This is a genomic window from Blastococcus sp. TBT05-19, assembly GCF_003319095.1.
Classification (GTDB): domain Bacteria; phylum Actinomycetota; class Actinomycetes; order Mycobacteriales; family Geodermatophilaceae; genus Blastococcus.
Genome location: NZ_QOHI01000003.1, coordinates 111,858 through 134,719, shown reverse-complemented (window position 1 = coordinate 134,719; position 22,862 = coordinate 111,858). Strand labels below are relative to the sequence as shown.

The 22,862-nt window shown below is 73.4% G+C and carries 20 protein-coding genes and 1 pseudogene; 1 reads left to right on the top strand and 20 read right to left on the bottom strand.

The window, feature by feature from the left end; genetic code table 11:
* The first annotated feature begins 61 nt into the window (after positions 1–61).
* Positions 62–730: a pyridoxamine 5'-phosphate oxidase family protein gene (locus tag DQ244_RS09640; protein ID WP_113811283.1), complete on the top strand. Its 669-nt coding sequence runs from the start codon at positions 62–64 to the stop codon at positions 728–730.
* On the opposite strand, the gene DQ244_RS09635 is transcribed toward DQ244_RS09640, so the two are convergent.
* The 20 genes and pseudogenes from DQ244_RS09635 to DQ244_RS09540 all read right to left on the bottom strand — a co-directional run bounded on the left by DQ244_RS09635 (position 714) and on the right by DQ244_RS09540 (position 22,855).
* A complete protein-coding gene (locus DQ244_RS09635; protein ID WP_233491295.1) occupies positions 714–1,814 on the bottom strand; it encodes a sorbosone dehydrogenase family protein in 1,101 nt (366 codons plus the stop codon). The two genes, DQ244_RS09640 and DQ244_RS09635, sit on opposite strands and share 17 nt — an antisense overlap.
* A 17-nt stretch (positions 1,815–1,831) precedes the next feature.
* Positions 1,832–2,884: a polyprenyl synthetase family protein gene (locus DQ244_RS09630; protein WP_113811282.1), complete on the bottom strand. Its 1,053-nt coding sequence runs from the start codon at positions 2,882–2,884 to the stop codon at positions 1,832–1,834.
* Between the two features lies 1 nt (position 2,885).
* On the bottom strand, positions 2,886–4,433 hold the full coding sequence (gene nuoN, locus DQ244_RS09625) for an NADH-quinone oxidoreductase subunit NuoN (RefSeq protein ID WP_113811281.1): 1,548 nt from the start codon (positions 4,431–4,433) through the stop codon (positions 2,886–2,888).
* Entirely contained in the window at positions 4,430–6,037 is a 1,608-nt protein-coding gene (locus DQ244_RS09620; RefSeq protein ID WP_113811280.1) for an NADH-quinone oxidoreductase subunit M, read from the bottom strand. Before DQ244_RS09620 ends, nuoN begins: the two co-directional genes overlap by 4 nt.
* Before the next feature lie 46 nt (positions 6,038–6,083).
* Entirely contained in the window at positions 6,084–7,979 is a 1,896-nt protein-coding gene (nuoL, locus tag DQ244_RS09615) for an NADH-quinone oxidoreductase subunit L (RefSeq protein WP_233491294.1), read from the bottom strand.
* A 16-nt stretch (positions 7,980–7,995) separates the two neighbouring features.
* Entirely contained in the window at positions 7,996–8,295 is a 300-nt protein-coding gene (gene nuoK / locus DQ244_RS09610) for an NADH-quinone oxidoreductase subunit NuoK (protein ID WP_113811278.1), read from the bottom strand.
* A complete protein-coding gene (locus DQ244_RS09605; protein WP_113811277.1) occupies positions 8,292–9,101 on the bottom strand; it encodes an NADH-quinone oxidoreductase subunit J in 810 nt (269 codons plus the stop codon). Before DQ244_RS09605 ends, nuoK begins: the two co-directional genes overlap by 4 nt.
* On the bottom strand, positions 9,098–9,661 hold the full coding sequence (nuoI, locus tag DQ244_RS09600) for an NADH-quinone oxidoreductase subunit NuoI (protein WP_233491293.1): 564 nt from the start codon (positions 9,659–9,661) through the stop codon (positions 9,098–9,100). Before nuoI ends, DQ244_RS09605 begins: the two co-directional genes overlap by 4 nt.
* The gene (gene nuoH, locus DQ244_RS09595; protein WP_113811276.1) at positions 9,654–11,135 is read right to left on the bottom strand and encodes an NADH-quinone oxidoreductase subunit NuoH; all 1,482 of its coding nucleotides are present in this window, start codon (positions 11,133–11,135) and stop codon (positions 9,654–9,656) included. The genes nuoI and nuoH overlap by 8 nt, the downstream gene beginning before the upstream one ends.
* The gene (locus tag DQ244_RS09590) at positions 11,132–13,633 is read right to left on the bottom strand and encodes an NADH-quinone oxidoreductase subunit G (RefSeq protein ID WP_113811275.1); all 2,502 of its coding nucleotides are present in this window, start codon (positions 13,631–13,633) and stop codon (positions 11,132–11,134) included. The genes nuoH and DQ244_RS09590 overlap by 4 nt, the downstream gene beginning before the upstream one ends.
* Positions 13,630–14,958, bottom strand: coding sequence for an NADH-quinone oxidoreductase subunit NuoF (gene nuoF / locus DQ244_RS09585; protein ID WP_113811274.1), 1,329 nt, complete (start codon positions 14,956–14,958; stop codon positions 13,630–13,632). The genes DQ244_RS09590 and nuoF overlap by 4 nt, the downstream gene beginning before the upstream one ends.
* A gap of 3 nt (positions 14,959–14,961) precedes the next feature.
* Positions 14,962–15,975, bottom strand: coding sequence for an NADH-quinone oxidoreductase subunit NuoE (nuoE, locus tag DQ244_RS09580; protein WP_113811273.1), 1,014 nt, complete (start codon positions 15,973–15,975; stop codon positions 14,962–14,964).
* Positions 15,972–17,294, bottom strand: a complete 1,323-nt coding sequence (locus DQ244_RS09575; protein ID WP_113811272.1) for an NADH-quinone oxidoreductase subunit D — start codon at positions 17,292–17,294, stop codon at positions 15,972–15,974. The genes nuoE and DQ244_RS09575 overlap by 4 nt, the downstream gene beginning before the upstream one ends.
* The gene (locus DQ244_RS09570; protein ID WP_113811271.1) at positions 17,291–18,043 is read right to left on the bottom strand and encodes an NADH-quinone oxidoreductase subunit C; all 753 of its coding nucleotides are present in this window, start codon (positions 18,041–18,043) and stop codon (positions 17,291–17,293) included. Before DQ244_RS09570 ends, DQ244_RS09575 begins: the two co-directional genes overlap by 4 nt.
* Before the next feature lie 202 nt (positions 18,044–18,245).
* Positions 18,246–18,714, bottom strand: a pseudogene (locus tag DQ244_RS09565) (NuoB/complex I 20 kDa subunit family protein); the annotation flags it as partial.
* A gap of 13 nt (positions 18,715–18,727) precedes the next feature.
* Positions 18,728–19,090, bottom strand: a complete 363-nt coding sequence (locus DQ244_RS09560; protein ID WP_199580326.1) for an NADH-quinone oxidoreductase subunit A — start codon at positions 19,088–19,090, stop codon at positions 18,728–18,730.
* 93 nt (positions 19,091–19,183) lie between these two features.
* Positions 19,184–20,452 (bottom strand): geranylgeranyl reductase family protein, encoded by a 1,269-nt coding sequence (locus DQ244_RS09555; protein WP_113811268.1) that lies wholly within the window; start codon positions 20,450–20,452, stop codon positions 19,184–19,186.
* A gap of 92 nt (positions 20,453–20,544) precedes the next feature.
* Positions 20,545–21,204 (bottom strand): phosphoribosyltransferase, encoded by a 660-nt coding sequence (locus DQ244_RS09550; RefSeq protein WP_233491292.1) that lies wholly within the window; start codon positions 21,202–21,204, stop codon positions 20,545–20,547.
* A 6-nt stretch (positions 21,205–21,210) separates the two neighbouring features.
* Positions 21,211–22,134 carry a DNA polymerase beta superfamily protein gene (locus DQ244_RS09545; protein ID WP_199580325.1) on the bottom strand — a complete coding sequence of 308 codons (924 nt, stop codon included), beginning with the start codon at positions 22,132–22,134 and terminating at the stop codon, positions 21,211–21,213.
* Between the two features lies 1 nt (position 22,135).
* Positions 22,136–22,855, bottom strand: coding sequence for a demethylmenaquinone methyltransferase (locus DQ244_RS09540; RefSeq protein ID WP_113811267.1), 720 nt, complete (start codon positions 22,853–22,855; stop codon positions 22,136–22,138).
* Positions 22,856–22,862 lie beyond the last annotated feature (7 nt).

Below are 22,862 nucleotides of genomic sequence, written 5' to 3'. Positions count from 1 at the left end.
TGCCGGAAAGGTAGCGGATTGGCCGTTCCGCGAGGCCACTCGACCGTCGAGCATCGATCCCGTGAACGCCGGAACCCCGCTCTCCCCCACCCCCCGCAGCACCGTGCGCCGCGGTGCCAGGCGCGCCCGTACCGACCGCGCCGACCTCTACGCGGTGCTGGACGCCGGCCTGATCGGCCACCTGGGGGTGGTCGTCGAGGGCGCTCCGGTCGTGCTGCCCACCGGCTACGGCCGCCGCGGGGAGACGCTCTACCTGCACGGATCCACCGGCGCCGCCTCGCTACGGGCCTCCTCCGGGGTGCCGGTCTCCTTCACCGTCACCCACCTGGACGGGATCGTCTACGCCCGCTCCGCCTTCCACCACTCGGTCAACTACCGCTGCGCCGTCGTCCACGGCACGGCCCGCGCCGTCACCGACGAGGACGAACGGCTGCTCGGCCTGGAGGCCCTGACCGAGCAGCTGGCGCCCGGCTCCTGGTCGGCCACCCGGCTCCCCGACCGCAAGGAGCTGGCCGCGACCGCCGTGCTGGCGCTGGACCTCACCGAGGCCAGCGTCAAGATCCGGACCGGTCCCCCCGGCGACGACGAGGCCGACCTGGCGCTGCCGGTGTGGGCGGGGGTGCTGCCGCTCCGGACGGTCGCGGGCGAGCCCGAGCCGTGCCCGCTGCTGCCCGCCGGGGAAGCGGTGCCGGCGCGGGTGCGGGACCGGCAGCTCAGCCTCCGGGCGTGATCCGCAGCAGCACGTCGTCCTCGCCGTTGTCGGTGACGGCGTAGAGCGCGCCGTCCCCGCCCTGCTGGACCGTGCGGATGCGGCCGTGCGTGCCGTCGAGCTCGGGCAGCCGGAACTGCTCGACCACGGCGCCCGCGTCGTCCAGGCGCAGGGCGAGGACCCCCTGGTCCTTGAGCAGCGCCACGAGCAGCAGACCCTCGAGTGCGCCCCACTGCGACCCGGTCACGAAGGTGGCGCCGCTGGTGGCCAGGGTCGGCTGCCCGGAGGACCACACCGCCTCGACGGCGCCGGGGACCGCCGGGTCGGTCATCGGCACGCTCTCGTCGTAGGAGCCCTCGCCGTCGGGGTCCCAGCCGTAGTTGGCGCCGTCGCGCAGCAGGTTCACCTCGTCGTCGCGGTCCGGGCCGTGCTCGACGGAGAAGACCTGCCCCGAGCCGGGGCGCACGGCCAGACCCTGCACGTTGCGGTGCCCGGTGGTCCAGGTGCTCACCTCGCCGGACCCCGGGTCGGCCCGGAGCACCTTGCCGCCGAGGGACGCCGGGTCCTGGGCGACGGCTCCGTCGGCGGAGTCACCGGTGCCGATCAGCAGTGCGCCGTCGGGGTCGAACTCCAGCCGGCAGCCACCGTGCCGTCCGCTGCGCTCGTTGAGCGGCAGGCCGGCCACCACGGGGTCGGCCGCGCGGTCGGCGGCGGACCAGTCCTCGGCCACCGTCCAGGCGACCACCCGGATGTCGCCCGCGGTGTCACCCTGGCAGCTGTACAGCCGTCGGGTCTGCGCGAAGGCGGGGTCCAGCGCCAGGCCCATGAGCCCGGTCTCGCCGAGGGCGAACAGGTCGTCGAGGTCGGCGGTCACCTCGCGCACGTCCCCGTCGGGGAGGACGGCGGTGAACCCGCCGGCGCGCTCGTCGACCAGCAGCGTCCCGTCCGGGGCCTGGACGACGTCCCACGGGTGGTCCAGCCCGTCGGTGACCACCTCGACCTGCAGCCCGGGCGCCGAGGGCGGTGGAGCGTCGTCGATCTCCGGCTCCGGGGACGAGCAGCCGACGAGGAGGAGGGCCGTCACCGGGACCAGGAACCTGCGCACGGCCCCAGTGTCGTCGTTCAGCTGGTGCGGGTGACCACGTACTCGCAGAGCGCGGAGAGGGCGTCGCGCACGTCGCCGTCCGGCACGGCCTCCAGCCGGGCACGGGCCCGGTCGGCGTACTCGCGCAGCACGTCGGTGGCGCGGGCCAGCGAGCGGGAGGACCGCAGCAGCTCCAGCGCCTCGGCGTGCTCGGCGTCGTCGGTGACCGGTGCGGCGACCAGCTCGCGCAGCCGGGCCTCCGCCGGGTCGTCGCCGGCGAGGGCGAACAGCACCGGCAGGGTCGCGATGCCCTCGCGCAGGTCGGTCCCGGGCTGCTTGCCGGAGGCGCCGTCGGTGACGATGTCGAGCAGGTCGTCCGACAGCTGGAAGGCGACGCCCACCTCCTCGCCGAACGCGGTGAGCGCCTCGACGAGGGCGGGGTCGACGCCGGCGAAGGAGGCACCGAAGCGGGCCGAGGTCGCCACCAGCGAGCCGGTCTTGTCGGCCAGCACCTGCAGGTAGTGGGCGACCGGGTCCTCGCCGGGCTGGGCGCCGACGGTCTCCTGGATCTGCCCGGTGACCAGCCGCTCGAAGGTGCGGGCCTGGATGCGGACGGCATCCGGCCCGAGGTCGGCCAGGATGTCCGACGCCCGGGCGAAGAGCAGGTCGCCGGTGAGGATCGCGACGCTGTTGCTCCACCGGCTGTTGGCGCTGGGAGCACCGCGGCGCACGGCGGCCTCGTCCATGACGTCGTCGTGGTACAGCGTGGCCAGGTGGGTCAGCTCGCAGACCACCGCGCCCTCGGTGACCTGCTGGGCCGTGGCGTCGCCGAGCTGCGCGGCCAGCAGCGCCAGCATCGGGCGGAACCGCTTGCCCCCGGCCGACATGAGGTGGCCGGCGGCCTCCCGCACGAACGGGTGCTCGCTGCCCACCGCGACGCCGAGCCGTGCCTCGACGCGGGCGAGCCCCTCGGCGAGCGCTTCCCCGAGCTCGCCCTCGGGCAGCCAGGGGCCGATGGTCGACGCCGGCGTGGAGATCCGGTGCCAGACCTCGGGGTGGATGCCGTCGGTCGCGGCACGGGCTCCGGTCATATCAACCGACGAATCTAGCCGCCTGCTCGGCGAGGTCGAGCACCGCCCCGGGCAGGATGCCCAGCGCCAGCGTCGCCGTCGCCGTGATCGCCAGCACCAGGGTCGTCGGGATCCCGGCAACGCCGACCGTGGGACCGTCGGCCACCGGCTCGGAGAAGTACATGAGCACGATGACCCGCAGGTAGAAGAAGGCCGCCACGGCGCTGGCCACCAGCGCGACCACGGCCAGCGGCCACGCGCCCTCCTCGATGGCCGCCCGGAACACCGCGAACTTGCCGGTGAAGCCCGCGGTGAGCGGGATCCCGGCCAGCGCGAGCAGGAACAGGCTCATCACCGCGGCGGTGAGCGGCGACCGCGCGCCGAGGCCGGCCCACTGCGAGAGGTGGGTGGCCTCGCCGTCGCCGTCCCGCACGAGGGTGAGGACGGCGAAGGCGCCGAGCGTGGTCAGCCCGTAGGCGAGCAGGTAGAACATCGTGGCCGCCAGGCCCGAGCCCGTGCCGCCCGCGCCGAGGCCCAGCACGCCGGTGAGCAGGAAGCCCGCGTGCGCCACCGAGGAGTAGGCGAGCATCCGCTTGAGGTCGGTCTGGGTGAGACCCAGGACGGCGCCGACGATCATCGACACGATCGCCACCGCGTAGATCAGCGGGCGCCAGGTCCACTCCGCGGTGCCGAAGGCGACGTAGAGCAGCCGGAGGATGGCGCCGAACGCGGCCACCTTCGTGCAGGCGGCCATGAAGGCGGTGACCGGCGTCGGGGCGCCCTGGTAGACGTCCGGCGTCCAGGTGTGGAACGGCGCGACGCTGGCCTTGAACAGCAGGCCGACGATGAGCAGGCCCAGGCCGAGGACCATCAGCACGTCGCCGCCGCCGTCCAGGCCGGCCTCGCGGATGTCGCTCAGCCGGACGCTGCCGGTGGCGCCGTAGACCAGGGCGAGGCCGTAGAGGAAGAAGGCGGAGGCGAAGGCGCCCAGGAGGAAGTACTTGACCGCCGCCTCCTGCGACAGCAGCCGGCGACGTCGGGCCATGCCGCTGATCAGGTACAGCGGGAGGCTGAGCACCTCGAGCGCGACGAACATGACCAGCAGGTCGTTGGCCGCGACGAACAGCATCATGCCGCCGATGGCGAACGTGGCCAGCGGGTAGACCTCGGTCTGCACGCGCTCGGCGGTCATCAGCTCCCGGTCGCGCGAGCTGCCCGCCGGCACCGCCGCGCTCGCGACGAACGCCGACTTCGCCGGATCCAGCGAGCGCTCGGCGAACAGCAGGATCGACAGCGCGCCGAGCCCGGCGATCGTCGCCTGGAGGAACAGCGCCGCGCCGTCGACGGCGAGCGCGGCGCCGGCGGTGACCCCGTCCTCGTGGCCGCCGAGGGCCAGCAGCAGCGTGGCCGCCAGCGCGCCCACGGTGCCGACGAGGGCGAGGGTCACCTGCACCGGGTGGCGGACGTGGCGCGGGGCGAACGCCTCCACCAGCACCCCGATGCAGGCCGCCCCGAGGACGAGCAGCAGCGGGGCGAGGGCCGCGATGTCGAGGTCGGGCACGTCGATCATCGGTCCGTACCTCCGGAGGCGGCGCCGACGTCGCTCATGGTGGCGCTGACGGCGGGCTCGATCAGGTCCAGCAGCGGCTGCGGGTACACGCCCAGCCCGATGATCAGCGCGATCAGCGGGGCGACGACGGCGAGCTCGCGACGGTCGAGGTCACGCACCCGCAGCACCCCGCGCGCGGGGGCGGGCGCGGCGGCGACCGCGGTGGCTCCCCCACCCCCGGTCGGCGGCGGGCCGGCGGGCGCGTCGTCGACGGCCTCGAGGAGCACGCCGCGGGCCGGTCCGTGCATCGTGCGCTGGTACATGAGCAGGATGTACAGCGCGGCCAGGATGATGCCGGCGGTCGCGAGGACCGTGAACACCGGGCGCTCGGGGAACGCGCCGATGAGCACCAGGAACTCGCTGACGAAGCTGTTGGTGCCCGGCAGGGCCAGCGAGGCCAGGCCCGCGACCAGGAAGGCCCCGGCCAGCTTCGGCGCGTGCCTGGCGACGCCGCCGTAGTCGCCGATCTCCCGCGAGCCGCCCCGGGCGATGAGCATGCCGACGACGATGAACAGCAGGCCCGTCGCGATGCCGTGGTTGACCATGTACAGCACCGCGCCGGTGCCGGCCTCGGTGGTGAAGGCGAAGATGCCCAGCGCGATGAAGCCGAAGTGCGAGATCGACGTGTACGAGACCAGCCGCTTCATGTCGCTCTGCCCCATGGCCAGCAGCGCGGCGTAGAGGATGCCGACGACGGCGAGCACCAGGACGAACGGCGCGAAGAACCGCGAGGCGTCGGGGAACAGCGGCAGGCAGTAGCGCAGGAAGCCGAACGTGCCGACCTTGTCCAGGACGCCGACGAGCAGCACCGCGCCGCCGATCGGGGCCTCGGCGCCGGAGTCGGGCAGCCAGGTGTGCAGCGGCACCAGCGGGGCCTTGATGGCGAAGGCGATGAAGAAGCCGAGGAACAGCAGCTTCTGCACGTCGGGGTCGATGTCCAGCTGCCGCAGCGCGTCGAAGGCGAAGGTGCCCTCGCCCAGCTGGCTGGTGCTCACCACGTAGAGCCCGATGACCGCGGCCAGCATGATCAGGCCGCCGACCAGGCTGTAGAGGAAGAACTTGACCGCCGCGTACTGCCGGCGCGGCCCGCCGAAGCTGCCGATCAGGAAGTACATCGGGACGAGCATCGCCTCGAAGAAGACGTAGAACAGCAGCACGTCGGTGGCGGCGAAGACGCCGACCATCATCGCCTCGAGCAGCAGCAGCCAGGCGAAGAACACCCGCGGCGGGCGCGGCCCGGCGTCCGCCTCGTGCCAGGACGCCCCGACGACCAGCGGCACCAGGACGCCGATGAGCAGCAGCATCACCAGGGCGATGCCGTCGACGCCGAGGGCGAAGTCCGCGCCGAAGTCGGGGATCCAGGAGATCGACGACGTCAGCTGGAACCGCTCGCCACCGGGGTCGAAGGCGAGCGTGGCCAGGACGGCCAGCAGCAGGACGGCGAGGCTGACCCCGAGGGTCACCTGCTTGGCGAGCAGGGACCGCTCGCGCGGGAGCGCGGCGACGACGGCGGCGCCGACGGCGGGCAGCGCGATCATCGCCACCAGGTAGAGGGACGCGCTCACGATCGGGGCACCACCGTCTCGGGGATCGGGAGGAACAGGGAGCCGCTCATCCGGCGGTCACCGCCAGCAGTGCGCCGGCGACCATGACGGCGCCGCCGAGCATGCCGAGCGCGTAGGTGCGTACGAAGCCGTTCTGCGCGCGGCCCAGTCGCGACGACGAGCCGCCGAGGCCCGCGGCCAGGCCGTTGACCGCGCCGTCCACACCGCGGTTGTCGAACCAGACCAGCGCGCGGGTCAGCCACTGCCCCGGGCGCATGAACAGCGACTCGTTGATCGTGTCGACGTAGAGCGCGTTGCGGGCCGCGCGGGTGACCGGCGAGACCCGCACCGGCGCGGTGACCGGTACCTCGCGGCGGCCGACGAACAGCCAGGCGGCGAGGACGCCGAGCGCCATCACGACGGTGACGACCAGGCCGATGACGGCGGGGGCGACGACGTGCTCGGCCTCCGCCGGCTCGCCGAACACCGGCTCCAGCCAGCCCGACAGCGGGAAGACCGAGACGAGCAGCGCGCCGGAGAACACCGAGCCGACCGCCAGCACGACCATCGGGGCGGTCATGACCGACGGCGACTCGTGCGGGTGGACGCCGTCGGTCCACCGGGCCTCGCCGAAGAAGGTCATCAGCATCAGCCGGGTCATGTAGAAGGCGGTCAGGCCGGCACCGAGCACCGCCACCCCGCCGAGCACCCAGCCCCAGGTGTCGCCCCGGTCCAGGGCGGCCTCGATGATCGCGTCCTTGGTGAAGTAACCGGACAGGAACGGGAAGCCGATCAGGGCCAGGTACCCCAGCCCGAAGGTGACGAAGGTGACCGGCAGCTTCTTCCAGAGCGCCCCGAACCGGCGCATGTCCACCTGGTCGTCCATCGCGTGCATGACGGACCCCGCGCCGAGGAACAGCCCGGCCTTGAAGAAGCCGTGCGCCAGCAGGTGGGCGAGGCCGGCGACGTAGCCCGCGGGCCCGAGCCCGACGGCCAGGAACATGTAGCCGATCTGGCTGACCGTCGAGTAGGCCAGCACCTTCTTGATGTCGTCGTAGGCGCAGCCGGCGATCGCGCCGATGAGCAGCGTCACCGCACCGACGGCCAGGACGACGGTGCGCGCCGTCGGCGTCTCGTCGTAGACCGGCGCCGACCGGGCGATCAGGTAGACGCCGGCGGTGACCATGGTCGCGGCGTGGATGAGCGCCGACACCGGGGTCGGGCCCTCCATGGCGTCGGGCAGCCACGCCTGCAGCGGGAACTGACCCGACTTGCCGCACGCGCCGAGCAGCAGGAGCAGGCCGATCGCGGTGACCGTGCCGCCGGCGAGGGTGGCCACCCCGGCGTGCACGCCCGCGTAGGACGTGGTCCCGAGCTGGGCGAACATGATGAAGACGGCGATGGCCAGGCCCACGTCGCCGACGCGGTTCATGATGAACGCCTTCTTCGCCGCGGTGGCCGCGGCCGGGCGGGTGTACCAGAAGGCGATCAGCAGGTAGGACGCGAGGCCCACGCCCTCCCAGCCCACGTAGAGCGCGACGTAGCTGTTGCCGAGGACCAGCAGCAGCATCGCGGCGACGAAGAGGTTCAGGTAGGCGAAGAACCGCCGGCGCGCGGGGTCGTGCGCCATGTAACCGATCGAGTAGACGTGGATCAGCGACCCGACGCCGGTGATCAGCAGGACGAAGACCGCCGAGAGCGGGTCGTAGAGCAGCCCCGCCGTCACGTCCAGCTCCCCGGCGGAGATGAACGTGAACAGCTCGACGTCGACCGACCGCCCGTCGGTCCCCGCGAGCTGGACCGTGCAGGCCACGGCGAGCACGAAGGCGGCCGCCACCGTCGCCGTGCCCAGCAGGTGACCCCAGCGGTCGGTGCGGCGCCCGCCCAGCAGCAGGACGGCGGCGCCGGCGAGCGGCAGCGCGATCAGCAGCCAGGAGGCGGCGAGCAACCCTTCAGCAGGCACTGGATGTCCGTCCCCGTCAGTACTTCAGCAGGTTGGCGTCGTCGACCGAGGCGGACCGTCGGGTCCGGTAGATCGACATGATGATGGCCAGGCCGATGACGACCTCGGCCGCGGCGACGACCATGACGAAGAACGCCATGATCTGGCCGTCGATCGTGCCGGTGGACCGGGCGAAGGTGACCAGCGTCAGGTTCACCGAGTTGAGCATCAGCTCGATGCACATGAACACGACGATCGCGTTGCGGCGGACCAGCACGCCGACGGCGCCGATCGTGAAGAGGATCGCGGCCAGGACCAGGTAGTAGCTGATCGTCACCGCTGCTCCCCGCCGTCCGCCGGGCCGAGCGTGCCGAGGGCGGCGTCCGGGCTGCCCAGCTGCTCCCGGCCGGTGGGACGGGGCATCTGCTCGACCTCCTGGGGTTCGACGCCGGTGGCGACCGTCTCCCCGAGCGTCCGGCCGTCGGGCAGGAGCGCGGGGGCGGCCACGGAGTTGGCGCGGGCGTAGACGCCCGGGCCCGGGTAGGTCTGCGGGCGGTCGCCGGTGAGGAACCGCGCGCGGGACAGCTCCTTCTGGCTCTGCCGGCTGCCGGGCTCCCGCTCGATGTGGGCCAGCACCATCGCGCCGACGGCGGCGGTGATCAGCAGCGCGCTGGTCACCTCGAAGGCCAGCAGGTACCGGGTGAAGAGCACCTCGGCGATCGCCGGGATGTTGCCCTCGGCCTGGGCGTCGCCGAGCCCGGCGACCGGGAGGTCCTGGGTGGCCCGGGCGATCCCGGCGCCGACCAGCCCGGCGAAGCCGATGCCGAGCAGCGTGGCGGCGATGCGCTGCCCGCGCAGGGTCTCCACGACCGAGTCCGACGAGTCGCGCCCGACCAGCATGAGCACGAAGAGGAACAGGATCATGATCGCGCCGGTGTAGACGATGATCTGCACGGCACCGAGGAACGGCGCGGACTGCACGACGTAGAAGACGCCGAGCGCCAGCATGGTGTTGACCAGCCAGAGCGCGGAGTGCACCGCGTTGCGGCTGAACACCATGCCGAGCGCCCCGGCCAGCGCCACCGGGCCGAGGATCCAGAAGACGACGGCCTCGCCGGTGCCGATCACGACGTCGGGGTTCACGGCCGGACCTCCGGCGCGCGCAGGTAGTAGTCCTTCTCGTCCTCGCCCAGGCGCATGGCGTGCGGGGGCGCCTCCATGCCGGGCAGCAGCGGGGCCATGAGCTGTTCCTTGGTGTAGATCAGGTCCTGCCGGTTGTCGTCGGCCAGCTCGAAGTCGTTGCTCATGGTCAGCGACCGGGTCGGGCAGGCCTCGATGCACAGCCCGCAGAAGATGCAGCGCAGGTAGTTGATCTGGTAGACCGCGCCGTACCGCTCACCCGGGGAGAAGCGGGCGTCCTCGGTGTTGTCGCCGCCCTCCACGTAGATCGCGTCCGCGGGGCAGGCCCACGCGCACAGCTCGCAGCCGACGCACTTCTCCAGCCCGTCCGGGTGCCGGTTGAGCACGTGCCGGCCGTGGTAGCGCGGCTTGGTCACCTTGGGCTCGAACGGGTACTGCTCGGTGGTCACCGTCCGGAACATCTGGGCGAAGGTGACCCCGAACCCCTGGGCCGGCGCCGGGGTGACGGCGTCGCGGAGGGCGGGCTTCGCCTCCCTCGCCGGTGCGCGCTCGATCTCAGACATCGCCGTCCTCCTCGATCGTGGCGGTACCGCGGCGGCCGGTGCCGACGACGGCCGTGCCGGGGTCCGTCGTCCCGGCCGCAGCGCTCTCCCGGCGGATGCGCGGCGAGGGCGGCACCTTCAGGTCCATCGGCGGTACGGGGAAGCCACCCTCGGCACGGCTCGGGCCACCGGCGGGCCGGCGTCGGGCCCCGGCGGGCGGGAGCACCTCCGGCTCGGGGTCGGTGGCGTGCACCGCGCCGGCGGAGGCCTGCTCGGCCATCACCCGGGTGTCCCGGTTGGCCGACCGGCTGGCCAGCAGCAGGCCGGCGAGCACGAGCACCGCCGCGGGGACGCCGACGAAGAGCGCGACCTGACCGGTGGAGAGGTCGGCCTCGCGGGAGACGGTGCGCATGGTGGCGACGACGAGGATCCAGACCAGCGCGGTCGGGACCAGCACCTTCCACCCGAAGCGCATGAACTGGTCGTAGCGCAGCCGGGGCAGCGTGCCGCGGAGCCAGATGAAGACGAACAGCGCGGCGACGACCTTGAGGAAGAACCAGAGCAGCGGCCACCAGCCGGTGTTGGCGCCGTCCCAGATCGAGATCGGCCAGGGCGCCCGCCAGCCACCGAGGAACAGCGTCGCGGCCAGGGCCGAGACGGTGACCATGTTGATGTACTCGGCCAGGAAGAACAGCGCGAACTTCAGCGACGAGTACTCGGTGTGGAAGCCGCCGACCAGCTCGCTCTCGGCCTCGGGGAGGTCGAAGGGCGCCCGGTTGGTCTCACCGACGACGGCGATGACGTAGATGACGAAGGAGACCGGCAGCAGCACGGCGAACCAGCTCGGGCCGGTGAACTCGAGGCCGAAGAAGTCCAGCCGGTTCCCGTCGGCCTGTGCGGCGACGATCTCCGAGGTGGACATCGACCCGGCGTAGAGGAACACCGCGACGATCGACAGCCCCATGGCGATCTCGTAGCTGACCATCTGCGCGGCGCTGCGCAGGCTGCCCAGCAGCGGGTACGTCGAGCCCGACGCCCAACCGGCCAGCACGATCCCGTAGACACCCATCGCGGAGCTGGCGAGGACGACCAGCACGCCGATGGGGGCGTCGGTGAGCTGCAGCGGCGTGCGCTCGCCGAAGATGCTCACGGTCGGGCCGAGCGGGATGACCGAGAAGGCCAGGAACGCCGGGATCGCGGCGATGATCGGCGCCAGGAAGTAGACGGGCTTGTCCGCGAGCGCGGGCATGATGTCTTCCTTGAACGCCAGCTTCAGCCCGTCGGCGAGGCTCTGCAGGTAGCCACGGGGGCCGACCCGGTTGGGGCCGATCCGCTGCTGCATGCGGGCGACGACCTTGCGCTCGAAGACGATCGCGAACAGCGTCATCAGCACCAGGACGCCGAAGATCCCGACGACCTTGATGAGCACGATCCACCAGACGTCGTTGCCGAAGTCCTCCAGCGTCGGCTGGTCGGGCGAGGCCCACAGGTTCATCGCGCGCCTCCCGCGGTGTCGGCCGGGACGGGCGCGCTCGTGCGGGAGAGCCGCACGATGCCGCCGGGCCCGGTGCCCAGGTCGGTCCGGATCTCGCTGCCGGGCGAGCGCATCGGCACCCACACCACCTGCTCGGGCATCGGCGTGATCAGCACCGGCAGGCTGATCGAGCCGGTGGACCCGCTCACGGTGATCCGGTCGCCGTCGGCCAGGCCCAGCCGCTCGGCGGTGTCGTACCCCACCCGGGCCACCGGACGGCGGGCCGTACCGGCCAGCTCCGGCTCGTCCCGCTGCAGGGTGCCGACGTCCAGCAGCTGCCGCCAGGAGGCCAGCAGCGCCTCGTCGTCGCGCAGCGAGGGGACCGCCGGGGCGGGGACGTCGAGCCCGTCGTCCGCCGCGGGCTGCGAGCGCCGGGCGCCGAGGGCGGCCAGCGCGGCGCGGGCCGACTCGGGGGTGGGCAGCCGCAGGTCGACGTCCATCTCGTCGGCCAGGCCGTGCAGCACCCGCCCGTCGGTGAGCATCCCGGTGCCGTGCAGGGTGGCGTCGAAGGAGCGGACCCGCCCCTCCCAGTCCAGGTAGCTGCCCGCCTTCTCCGAGGCGGCGGCGACCGGCAGGACGACGTCGGCGCGCTCGGTCACCGCGCTGGGGAACATCTCCAGGCTGACCACGAAGGCCGCCGCGTCCAGGGCCGCGACCGCGAGCGCCGGGTCGGGCAGATCGGCCGGGTCGACCCCGCCGACGAGGAGTCCGGGCAGCCGGCCGCTGCGCGCGGCGGCCAGGATGCCGGTGACGTCGCGGCCGGGCGTGGCCGGGACGGCGGCGGGGTCGACGCCCCAGACGGCGGCCACCTCGGCGCGGGCCTCGGCGTCGGTGACGTTCCGGCCGCCGGGCAGCAGGCTCGGCAGGGCGCCGGCCTCGACGGCACCGCGCTCACCCGCGCGGCGGGGCACCCAGGCCAGCCGGGCGCCGGTGGCGCGGGCCAGGGCGACCAGCGCCGAGAAGGCGCCGGGCACCTCGGCCAGCCGCTCGCCGGCGAGCACGACCGCGCCGGGCTGCCGGAGCGCCTCGACGGCGGGCCCGCCCCAGCTGCCCTCGGCGAGCGCCTCGAGCGACCGCGCCTCGGTGCCGGGCAGCGTGGCGAGCACGGTGGCCTGCAGCTTCTCCGCGGCCCGGGAGCCGTAGGGCGCGAGGTCGAAGACGGCGAGCTTCCCGGTGCGCACGGCCCGGCGCAGCCGCAGGAAGAGGATCGGGGACTCCTCCTCGGGCTCCAGACCGGCCAGCAGCACGGCCGGCGCCGAGCCGAGCTCGTCGTAGGTGACGGCGCCGGTCTCGGGGCCGGTGCCGGCGACGGCGGACTCGAGGAACGCGAGCTCCTCGGCCGAGTGCGCCCGCGCGCGGGCGTCGACGTCGTTGGTGCCCAGCGCCACGCGGGCGAAGGCGGCCCAGGCGTAGGCGTCCTCGACGGTCAGCCGCCCGCCGGGCAGCACGCCGACCCCGCCCTCGGCGCGGGCCTGCGCGAGGCCCGCGGCGGCCACCGCCCACGCCTCCGGCCAGGAGGCGGGCTGCAGCACGCCGTCGCGGCGGACCAACGGCGTGGTGAGCCGCTCGTTGGACGTCGCGTAGCGGAACGCGTAGCGGCCCTTGTCGCAGGTCCACTCCTCGTTGACCGCCGGGTCCTCACCGGCCAGCCGGCGGGTCACCTTGCCGCGGCGGTAGTCGGTGCGCATCGAGCAGCCCGACGCGCAGTGCTCGCACACGCTGGGCTCGCTGCGCAGGTCGAACGGGCGCGCGCGGAACCGGTACTGGGCGCTGGTGAGGGCGCCGACCGGGCAGATCTGGGTGGTGTTGCCGGAGAAGTAGGACTCGAACGGCTCGTCCTCGTAGATCGCCACCTGCTGCAGGGCGCCGCGCTCGAACAGCTCGATGAACGGGTCGCCGGCGACCTGCTCGGAGAAGCGGGTGCAGCGGGCGCAGAGCACGCAGCGCTCGCGGTCGAGCAGGATCTCGGAGCTGATCGGCAGCGGCTTCGGGTAGGTGCGCTTCTGGCCCTCGAAGCGGGTCTCGGTGCGCCCGTTGCTCATCGCCTGGTTCTGCAGCGGGCACTCGCCGCCCTTGTCGCAGACCGGGCAGTCGAGCGGGTGGTTGATCAGCAGCAGCTCCATCGTGCCCTGCTGCGCCTTGTCGGCGACCGGGCTGGAGAGCTGGGTGCGGACGGCCATGCCGTCGGTGACCGGCATCGTGCAGGAGGCGACCGGCTTGCGCTGGCCCTCCACCTCCACCAGGCACTGCCGGCAGGCGCCGACCGGCTCGAGCAGCGGGTGGTCGCAGAACCGCGGGATCTGGACGCCGATCATCTCGGCGGCCCGGATGATCAGCGTGCCCTTCGGCACGGCGACGTCGAAGCCGTCGATGGTGCAGTGGACGGCGTCGGCCGGGGTGTGCGGTCCGGGCGCGCCCGGCGGCACCGCCGGCGCCGGCGTCGGGTTGGTGAGTGTCACGAGGCGGCCCCCACGGGCTCGAGGCGGAGGCTGCGACCCAGGCGGGCCTGCTCCTCGGGCGGCAGCAGGGCGACGTAGTCGTCCTTGAAGTACTGGAGCGAGCTGGCTATGCAGCTGGTCGCGCCGTCGCCGAGGGCGCAGAACGACCGGCCGAGGATGTTGTCGCAGGTGTCGACCAGCAGGTCGAGGTCCTGGGCGGTGCCCTTCCCGTCGACCAGCCGCTGCAGGATCTGGACCAGCCAGTAGGTGCCCTCGCGGCAGGGGGTGCACTTGCCGCAGCTCTCGTGCGCGTAGAACTGGGTGAAGCGCAGGGTGGCCTCGACGATCGAGTCGGTCTCGTCGAACACCATCAGCGCGGTGGTGCCGAGCATGGAGCCCGCGGCGGCGACCGAGTCGAAGTCCAGCGGGACGTCGAGGTGCTCCGCGGTGAAGTACGGCGTCGAGGAACCCCCCGGCGTCCAGAACTTCAGCTCGTGGCCGGGGCGCACGCCGCCGGCCATCTCCAGCAGCTCGCGCATCGTCGTCCCCATGGGGGCCTCGTACTGGCCCGGCCGCACCACCCGGCCCGACAGCGAGTAGATCTTCGGGCCGGGCGACTTCTCCGGGCCGAAGGCCTTGAACCAGTCGGCACCGCCGCGGACGACGAACGGCACGCTGGCCAGCGTCTCGACGTTGTTGATGACCGTCGGGGCGCCGTAGAGACCGGCGACCGCGGGGAACGGCGGCTTGAGCCGGGGCTGGCCGCGGTAGCCCTCGAGCGAGTCGAGCAGCGCCGTCTCCTCGCCGCAGATGTAGGCACCGGCGCCGGCGTGCACGACCAGCTCCAGGTCGTAGCCGGAACCGAGGATGTCGCTGCCGAGGTAACCGGCCGCGTAGGCCTCCTCCACCGCGTTCACCAGCCGGCGGTGCGCGTGCACCGCCTCGCCGCGGACGTAGATGACGGCGAACTTCGAGCGGATCGCGTACGCGGAGATGATCACGCCCTCGATGAGCGAGTGCGGGTCGGCCATCATCAGCGGCAGGTCCTTGCAGGTGCCCGGCTCGCCCTCGTCGGCGTTGACCACCAGGTACTTGGGCAGGGCCGCCGGGCCGGTCGGGGTCTCCCCCGGCTTGGGCTGCGGGATGAAGCTCCACTTCATGCCGGTCGGGAAGCCGGCGCCGCCGCGGCCACGCAGACCGGAGTCCTTGACCATCGTGACCAGCTCGTCGGGCGTCATCGACAGCGCGGTGCGCAGCGCGGCGTAGCCGTCCATCGACTCGTAGGTCGACAGCCGCCACGACTGGTCGGCGCCCCAGCGGTAGGTGAGGACAGGGCTCAGCGGCATGGGTCAGGCCTCCCTCTGCGGACCCTGGCCGGACGTGCCCGGCTCGGACCCCGCGGGTGTGTCGGTGCCGTCGTCCTGGTCTGCCAGGGACCGGCCGGCCGGTTCGGGGGCGTCGGGGTGGGCCTCGGCGGCGCCGGCCTTCTCCGCGGGGGTGTCGGCCGCGGCGACGCGGGCGTCGGCGGCCTCCTTGCCGGGGGTCTCGCCCGTCCGGCCCGCGGGCCGGACCGTCTCCCGCGGCTCCCCGGCGTCGGCCGGCTCCGCGGTGGGCCCGGTCATGGGCGGCGCGTGCTCGCCGCGCTCCTCGGCCAGCCGGAGCCCGCGCAGGGTGGGCTCGTAGTTGCCCGGCGCGTCGACCGCGCCTGCGACGGCGGCCTCGTCGGCGTGCTGGGAGAACCCGGCGAGCTGGCGGGAGACACCGCGGAAGTCGGTGAGCGGGGCGCCCCGGGTCGGGTGCGGCTTCTCGCCGCGGCGCAGCGCCTCGACCAGCGCGCGGGCGCTCTCGACGTCCTGCTGGTCGTAGAACTCGTAGTCGACGGTGACCACCGGCGCGTAGTCGCAGGCGGCCAGGCACTCGGCGTGCTCGAGGGTGATCGAGCCGTCCGCCGTCGTCTCGTCGTGGTGGACGCCGAGGTCGGCGGAGAGCGCGTCCATGATCCGCTGGCCGCCGAGGACGGAGCACAGCGTGTTGGTGCAGACGCTCACGATGTGCCGGCCGGTCGGACGGCGCTTGTACATCGTGTAGAACGTCGCGACCGCGCCGACCTCGGCCTTGGTCAGGCCGAGCTCCTCGGCGCACAGCGCGACGCCCTCGGGGCTGACGTAGCCCTGGTAGCTCTGCACCAGGTGCAGCATCGGCAGCAGGGCCGAGCGGGGCACCGGGTAGCGGGCGATGATCTCCCGCGCCTCGAGCCGGGTCTGCTCGGTCAGCGGCGGGAGGTCGGCCGGGGCGGGCAGCACGGGGCTGTCGTCCAGCCCCGTGGTCAGCGCGCCCTCGATGGAACCGGGAAGTGCACTCATCTGTCGACGCCCCCCATGACCGGGTCGATCGAAGCGATCGCGGCGATGACGTCGGCGATCATGCCGCCCTCGCTCATCGCCGCCGTGGCCTGCAGGTTCACGAAGCTGGGGTCGCGCACGTGGACGCGCCACGGGCGGGTGCTCCCGTCGCTGACGACGTGGTAGCCGAGCTCGCCGCGGGGCGACTCGACCGGCACGTAGACCTGGCCCGCCGGCACCCGGAAGCCCTCGGTGACCAGCTTGAAGTGGTGGATCAGGGCCTCCATCGACTGGCCCATGATGTGCGCGACGTGCTCGTGGGAGTTGCCCATGCCGTCGGGGCCGAGCGACAGCTGCGCCGGCCAGGCGATCTTCCGGTCCTCGACCATCACCGGGCCGGGCTCGAGCCGGTCCAGGGCCTGCTCGATGATCCTCAGCGACTCGTTCACCTCGGACATGCGCACGAGGTAGCGGCCCCAGGCGTCGCTGGTGTCGGCGGTCGGCACCTCGAAGTCGTAGGTCTCGTAGCCGAGGTAGGGCTCCACCTTGCGCAGGTCCCAGGGCAGCCCGGCGGCCCGCAGGATCGGTCCGGTGACACCCAGCGCGAGGCACCCGGTGACGTCGAGGTAGCCGACGTCCTTGAGCCGCCGCTGCCAGATCGGCTGGCCGGTGAGCAGCCGGTGGAAGTCGGCCACCCGCTTGGGCATGACCTCGAGGAACTCGCGGATGTGGCCCACCGCGCCCTCGGGGAGGTCCTGCGCCAGCCCACCCGGCCGGATGTAGGCGTGGTTCATCCGCAGCCCGGTGATCTCCTCGAGCAGGTCGAGGACCATCTCCCGCTCGCGGAAGCCGTTGGTCATGCCGGTGAGGGCGCCCATCTCCATGCCGAAGGTGGCCAGGGCGACCAGGTGCGAGGCGATCCGGTTGAGCTCCATGACCAGCACGCGGATGGTCGCGGCCCGCTGCGGGATCTCGATGCCGAGCAGCTTCTCGACGGCCATGCAGTAGCCGGCCTCGTTGAACAGCGGGGCCAGGTAGTCCATGCGGGTCACGAAGGTCGTGCCCTGCACCCAGTTGCGGTACTCGGTGTTCTTCTCGATGCCGGTGTGCAGGTAGCCGATGACCACGCGTGCCTTGGTCACCGTCTCGCCCTCGAGGTCGAGCACGAGCCGGAGCACGCCGTGGGTGGACGGGTGCTGCGGGCCCATGTTGACCACGAGCCGCTCGTTCTCGTGGGGGTCGGCGCCGAGCGTGGCGTCCCAGTCCCCACCGGTGACGGTGTAGACCCGCCCCTCGGTGGTCTCGCGGGAGCCGGCGTAGGGGTCCTGGGTGGTCGTCATCGGTACGCCCTCCGGGTGTCCGGCGGCGGGATCGTCGCGTCGTGGTACTCGACCGGGATGCCGCCGAGGGGGTAGTCCTTGCGCTGCGGGTGACCGTCCCAGTCGTCCGGCATGAGGATCCGGGTCAGCCCCGGGTGGCCGTCGAAGACGATCCCGAACATGTCGAAGGTCTCGCGCTCGTGCCAGTCCGCCGTCGGGTAGCTGGCGGTGACCGACGGGACGTGCGGGTCCTCGGCGCTGACCGCGACCTCCAGCCGGATGCGCCGGCGGTAGGTCATCGACGTCAGGTGGTAGACGACGTGCAGCCGCGGCCGGCCGGGGGCGACGGCGGGACCGCCGCTGTCGAGGTAGTCGACGGCGGAGAGGCTGGACAGCAGCTCGAAGCGCAGCGCCTCGTCGTCGCGGAGCGCCTGCGCGAGGGTGAGCAGGTGCTCCCGGGCGACGAAGTAGGTGATCTCGCCGCGGTCGACCAGGACCCGCTGGACGGCGGCGTCGTAGGTGGCCTGGCCGACGGCCTCGATCAGCGCGTCGGTGACCTCGTCGAACCAGCCGCCGTAGGGCCGCTCGGTGGAGTGCAGCGCGACCGCGCCGCCGGGCTCCACGCGGACCAGGCCGCCGAAGCCCGAGGTGTCACCGCTGCCGCTGACGCCGAAGGAGCCCTTCCGGAAGCCGCCCGAGGGCGCCGTGGCGTCGTCGTAGCCGGCCTCCTCGCGGCCCGGGACGACGTTCGACCCGCCGTCGTCGCTCACTTGCTCCCCCGCTCGCTCGGCAGGAGCACCGCGTTGCCGCCGCGCTGCTCGATCGCGAACTGCCCGGTGCGGCCCTGCGCGGCCGCCTCCTCGTAGGCCCGGCGGAGGTCCTTGTTCGCGCGGACCGTCGAGGGCATCTCGACGTGCAGCTCCTTGGCCGTGCCCTCCTGCCGCGCCCGCTCGAGCTGCTTCTCGCGCTTCGCACCCAGGGGCTCGTGCTGGATCTTGTGGTGCAGCTTGAGGATCGCGTCCATCAGCATCTCCGGCCGCGGCGGGCAGCCGGGCAGGTACATGTCCACCGGGACGATGTGGTCGACGCCCTGCACCACGGCGTAGTTGTTGAACATGCCGCCGGAGCTGGCGCAGACGCCCATCGCGAGCACCCAGCGCGGCTCGGGCATCTGGTCGTAGATCTGCCGCAGGACCGGCGCCATCTTCTGGCTCACCCGGCCGGCGACGATCATCAGGTCGGCCTGGCGCGGCGAGGCCCGGAAGACCTCCATGCCGAAGCGCGCCAGGTCGTAGCGGCCGGCGCCCGAGGCCATCATCTCGATCGCGCAGCAGGCCAGGCCGAACGTGGCCGGCCAGAGCGAGGACTTCCGCGTCCAGTTGACCAGCTTCTCCACGCTGGTCAGCAGCACGCCGCTGGGCAGCTTCTCCTCGAGACCCATCGTCAGCTCCCCCTCAGTCCCACTCGAGCCCGCCGCGGCGCCACACGTACGCGTAGGCGATGAACACGGTGGCGATGAAGATCGCCATCTCCACGAGGCCGAAGACGCCGAGCGCCTCGTTGTGCACGGCCCAGGGGTAGAGGAAGACGATCTCGATGTCGAAGACGATGAACAACATCGCCGTCAGGTAGTACTTCACCGGGAAGCGGCCGCCGGTGAGCGGCTGGTCCACGGGCTCGATCCCGCACTCGTAGGCCTCGAGCTTGGCCCGGTTGTAGCGGCGCGGACCGACGTAGGGCGCCGCGGCGACCGAGAACACCGCGAACCCCGCGGCCAGCACGAAGAGCCCGACGATCGGGACGTAGGTCGAGAGCATCAGCGAAACCCTAGGGTGAGGTCGGTCACGTCCGGGTCACGATGAGGACACGGAGCGTTCGTGTCGGGTCGACAAGTCGCCATGGCCGCCACGTCAGACCGCCGGGGTGAGTCGGAGGAGCACGGCCAGCGCGCGGTCCACCGCGTCGCCGTCCCGCCCGTCGGTCAGGTTGCCCATGAGCCGCAGCGCGCCGTCGACCAGCTTCGGACGGCGCAGGCCCCGGGCGGTCGCGAGCCGGACGACACCGGGCCGGGCGAGCAGGGCGAGGAAGCCCATGCCGAGGCGGTGGTGGCGACCGACCTCCTCGCGCAGCCGCACCGGGTAGCGCTCGAGCGCCGCCTCCCGCGCGTCGGCCGACGGGGCGGCCAGCGCCGCGATCGCGGCCTCGGCGGCCATCCGGCCGCTCTCCAGGGCGTAGCTGATGCCCTCGCCGTTGCACGGGTTGACGGTGCCGGCGGTGTCGCCCGCCAGCAGCAGCCCGCGCGTGTACGCCGGGCCGCGGCTCAGCGCCATCGGCAGGCCCGCGCCGCGCAGCGGCGAGACGGCATCCTCCTCGCGCAGCCCCTCCTCGTCGGGGAAGAGGTCCAGCCAGCGCCGCAGGACCGCCCGCCGGTCGGCGCCGGTGCCGCGGCGGGTGTCGAGCAGGCCGTAGCCGACGTTGGCGGTGCCGTCGCCCATGCCGAAGATCCAGCCGTAGCCGGGCATGGAGTCCCGGCTCGGGCCCTCGGCGGTCAGGTCGAAGGCGATGTCGAGGTAGTCGTCGTGGGTGCGCCGGCTGGTGACGTACCGGCGGACGGCGACGCCGAGCGGCCGGTCGGTGCGGCGCAGCAGACCCAGGCTCTTGGCCAGCCGGCCGGACAGCCCCTCGGCGGAGACGACCAGCGGTGCGCGCCAGGTGACCGGCTCGCGGTCCCCGCCCGCCTGCGCCTGGACGCCGGTCACGCGCCCGTCGTCGTCGAGCAGCGGTTCGGTGACGGTGGTGCCGGTGACCAGCCGGGCGCCGGCGCCGACCGCGTGCTCGGCGAGCAGCGCGTCCATCTCCTTGCGCGTGCGCACGAGCCCGTGCCCGGGCCAGGAGTCCAGCCGCGGCCAGTCGACCTCGGCGATCCGGCCGCCGCCGTGCACGCGCAGGCCGCGGCGGCGCACCCAGCCGGGGCCGGAGGTGTCCACGCCCATGTCCGTCAGCGCCTTGACCCCGCGCGGGGTGAGGCCGTCGCCGCACACCTTCTCGCGGGGGAACTCGGCCTTCTCCAGCACCGCGACGTCCAGCCCGGCGCTGGCCAGGTGCCAGGCCGCGCTGGATCCCGCGGGGCCGGCGCCGACCACGACGACGTCGGCACGGTGCTCGGCCGCCTGCGTCATCGCTCCCACCCCCGGTTCCGTCGTCGAGCCCGGCCGCACTTTGTGAAATGCTTCACAAAGTGCTCGGTCCCGAGTCTAGGCCCGGGTGTGACCTAGCTGACAACGCCCCCTCGCCCCAGGGCGTCGACCACCTCGTCGTCGGTCGTCTCGGAGAAGTCGGCGTACGCCTGCCCGACGGAGCGGAACCCGTCCGGCGCGTGCGGGCACACGAGCTCGTCGACCGACGCGGCCAGCCGGGCGAGGGCGGACGGCGACGCGACCGGGACGGCGACGGTGACGCGGGCGGGGCCGCCGGCGCGCAGGGCCTGGATCGCGACGCGCACGGTGGCGCCGGTGGCGAGGCCGTCGTCGACCAGGACGACGTGCCGTCCGTCGACCGCCGGCGGCGGCCGGTTCCCGCGGTAGGCGGCGCTGCGACGGCGGAGCTCGAGGAGCTCGCGCTCGCGGACCGCGGCGACGGCACCGGGGTCGGGGGCGACCTGCTCCACGACCGGCTCGACCCACACGGTCTCCAAGGCGCTCCCCACCGCGGCGATCGCCCCCATCGCCAGCTCGGGGTGGCCCGGGACGCCGAGCTTCCGGACGACGAGCGCGTCGAGTTCCGCCCCGAAGACCGCGGACACCTGGGCGGCGACGACCACTCCCCCGCGCGGCAGCCCGAGGACGAGGGCGCTCGCGTCGGCGCGCCCGGCGAGCGCTGCCGCCAGCACCCTGCCGGCGTCACGCCGGTCGGCGTAGCGGGCGGCCGGCACGGTGGGTCAGCCGATCGGGGACAGGTCGTCCGGCCGCGGTGGTGGCGGGCTCACGTCCCCCAGGGGCAGCCCGGCCCAGAACCTCTCGTAGGACCGGTGCAGCCAGCCGTCGACCCAGGCCCGGTCGGGCTCGGGCGGGACGTCGGAGTGCTCGCGCAGGGCCTCCAGCCGGGCCTCGACGTCGGCGACGGCCGCGACCACCTCGGCCAGCGGCACCTCGCCGCGGCGCACGGACCGCAGGTAGGCGCGGTCGGGTTCGGGGACCGGCAGGGTGATGCGCCCCGTCGTCAGCAGCTCCACGCCCTGGACGCCCAGGCGCAGCGCGTGCATGGCGAACTTGGTGTCGTAGCCGTGCTCGGCCACGAGCTCCGGCCGGTTGGTGTGCGCTCCCACCTCGCCGGTCATGGCCGCCTTCTGCGCCTGCAGGTAGCCCAGGAAGCGGTCCGCGGCCAGCCGCGAGACGAAGTGGTGCGCGCCCTCCACCAGCTCCACGCCGATCTCGTCCCGGTGCACCACCTCCTCGTCGGGCACGAACAGCAGGAGCAGGACCGAGGGGTTACCGGCCAGCGCCAGGCGGCACCACTTGCGCGCCGAGTAGATGACGACGTCGAGGTCGCCGGCGCCGGACCGGTTCGCCAGGCCGCCCGGCTGGTCCCAGACGGTGTGCCGGTGGTACTGCTCGAACTCGACGGTCGCCGTCGTCGACAGGCCGGAGGGCACGCGGGCCAGCCCCGTCACGAACTCCGGTGGCTCGAGGCAGATGCCGATCTCGTCCCGGTCGTCCTGCCCGCTGATCGAGGTGCCGTGCACTCCCGAGCCCACCTGCGCGCGCAGCACCGTGCCCCGCTCGGCGATGCGGCGGGCCACCTCCGACGCGTGCGGGTGGTCGAAGGGCCCCGGCAACGACCTGTCCCCGCGGATGACCTCCACGTCAGACCTTGCGGCCCCGGTGCAGGGCCACGATGCCGCCGGTGAGGTTGGACCACGCGACGTCGGACCAGCCGGCGTCCTGCAGGCGGGAGGCGAGCGCGGGCTGGTCGGGCCAGGCGCGGATCGACTCGGCCAGGTAGACGTAGGCCTCCGGGTTGCTGCTGACCGCACGGGCGATCCGCGGCAGCGCCTTCATCAGGTACTCGGTGTAGACCGTCCGGAACGGCGACCAGGTGGGGCTGGAGAACTCGCAGACCACGAGCGTCCCGCCGGGCCTGGTCACGCGGGAGAACTCCCGCAGGGCGGCGTCGGGATCGGCCACGTTGCGCAGGCCGAAGGAGATGACGACGCCGTCCACGCTCTCGTCCGCCAGCGGCAGCGCCATCGCGTCACCGGCGACCTTGGGCACCCGGCGGGCGGCGCCGGCGCGGAGCATGCCCTGGGAGAAGTCGCAGGCGATCGCGCGCACGCCACCGGCGGCCAGCTCGACGGTGGAGACGGCGGTGCCGGCCGCGACGTCCAGCACGGTCTGCCCCGGACGCGCGCCCAGCGCCTCCCGGGTGGCCCGCCGCCACGAGGCGTCCAGCCCGCCGGAGAGCACCGTGTTGGTCACGTCGTAGCGCTTCGCGACCCGGTCGAACATGGCCGCGACCTCGGCCGGGCGCTTGTCCAGATCGGCCCTCAGGCCGGCGGTGTGCTGGGTCTCTCGCCGGTCTGCCACGGCATCG

Coding starts and splice junctions, on each gene's coding strand:
- nuoF (WP_113811274.1), bottom strand. CDS start 14,958: ATGCCGCTGAGCCCTGTCCTCACCTACCGCTGGGGCGCCGACCAGTCG.
- nuoI (WP_233491293.1), bottom strand. CDS start 9,661: ATGTCTGAGATCGAGCGCGCACCGGCGAGGGAGGCGAAGCCCGCCCTC.
- nuoE (WP_113811273.1), bottom strand. CDS start 15,975: ATGAGTGCACTTCCCGGTTCCATCGAGGGCGCGCTGACCACGGGGCTG.
- DQ244_RS09555 (WP_113811268.1), bottom strand. CDS start 20,452: ATGACGCAGGCGGCCGAGCACCGTGCCGACGTCGTCGTGGTCGGCGCC.
- DQ244_RS09575 (WP_113811272.1), bottom strand. CDS start 17,294: ATGACGACCACCCAGGACCCCTACGCCGGCTCCCGCGAGACCACCGAG.
- DQ244_RS09560 (WP_199580326.1), bottom strand. CDS start 19,090: ATGCTCTCGACCTACGTCCCGATCGTCGGGCTCTTCGTGCTGGCCGCG.
- nuoN (WP_113811281.1), bottom strand. CDS start 4,433: ATGATCGACGTGCCCGACCTCGACATCGCGGCCCTCGCCCCGCTGCTG.
- nuoH (WP_113811276.1), bottom strand. CDS start 11,135: ATGAACCTGTGGGCCTCGCCCGACCAGCCGACGCTGGAGGACTTCGGC.
- DQ244_RS09630 (WP_113811282.1), bottom strand. CDS start 2,884: ATGACCGGAGCCCGTGCCGCGACCGACGGCATCCACCCCGAGGTCTGG.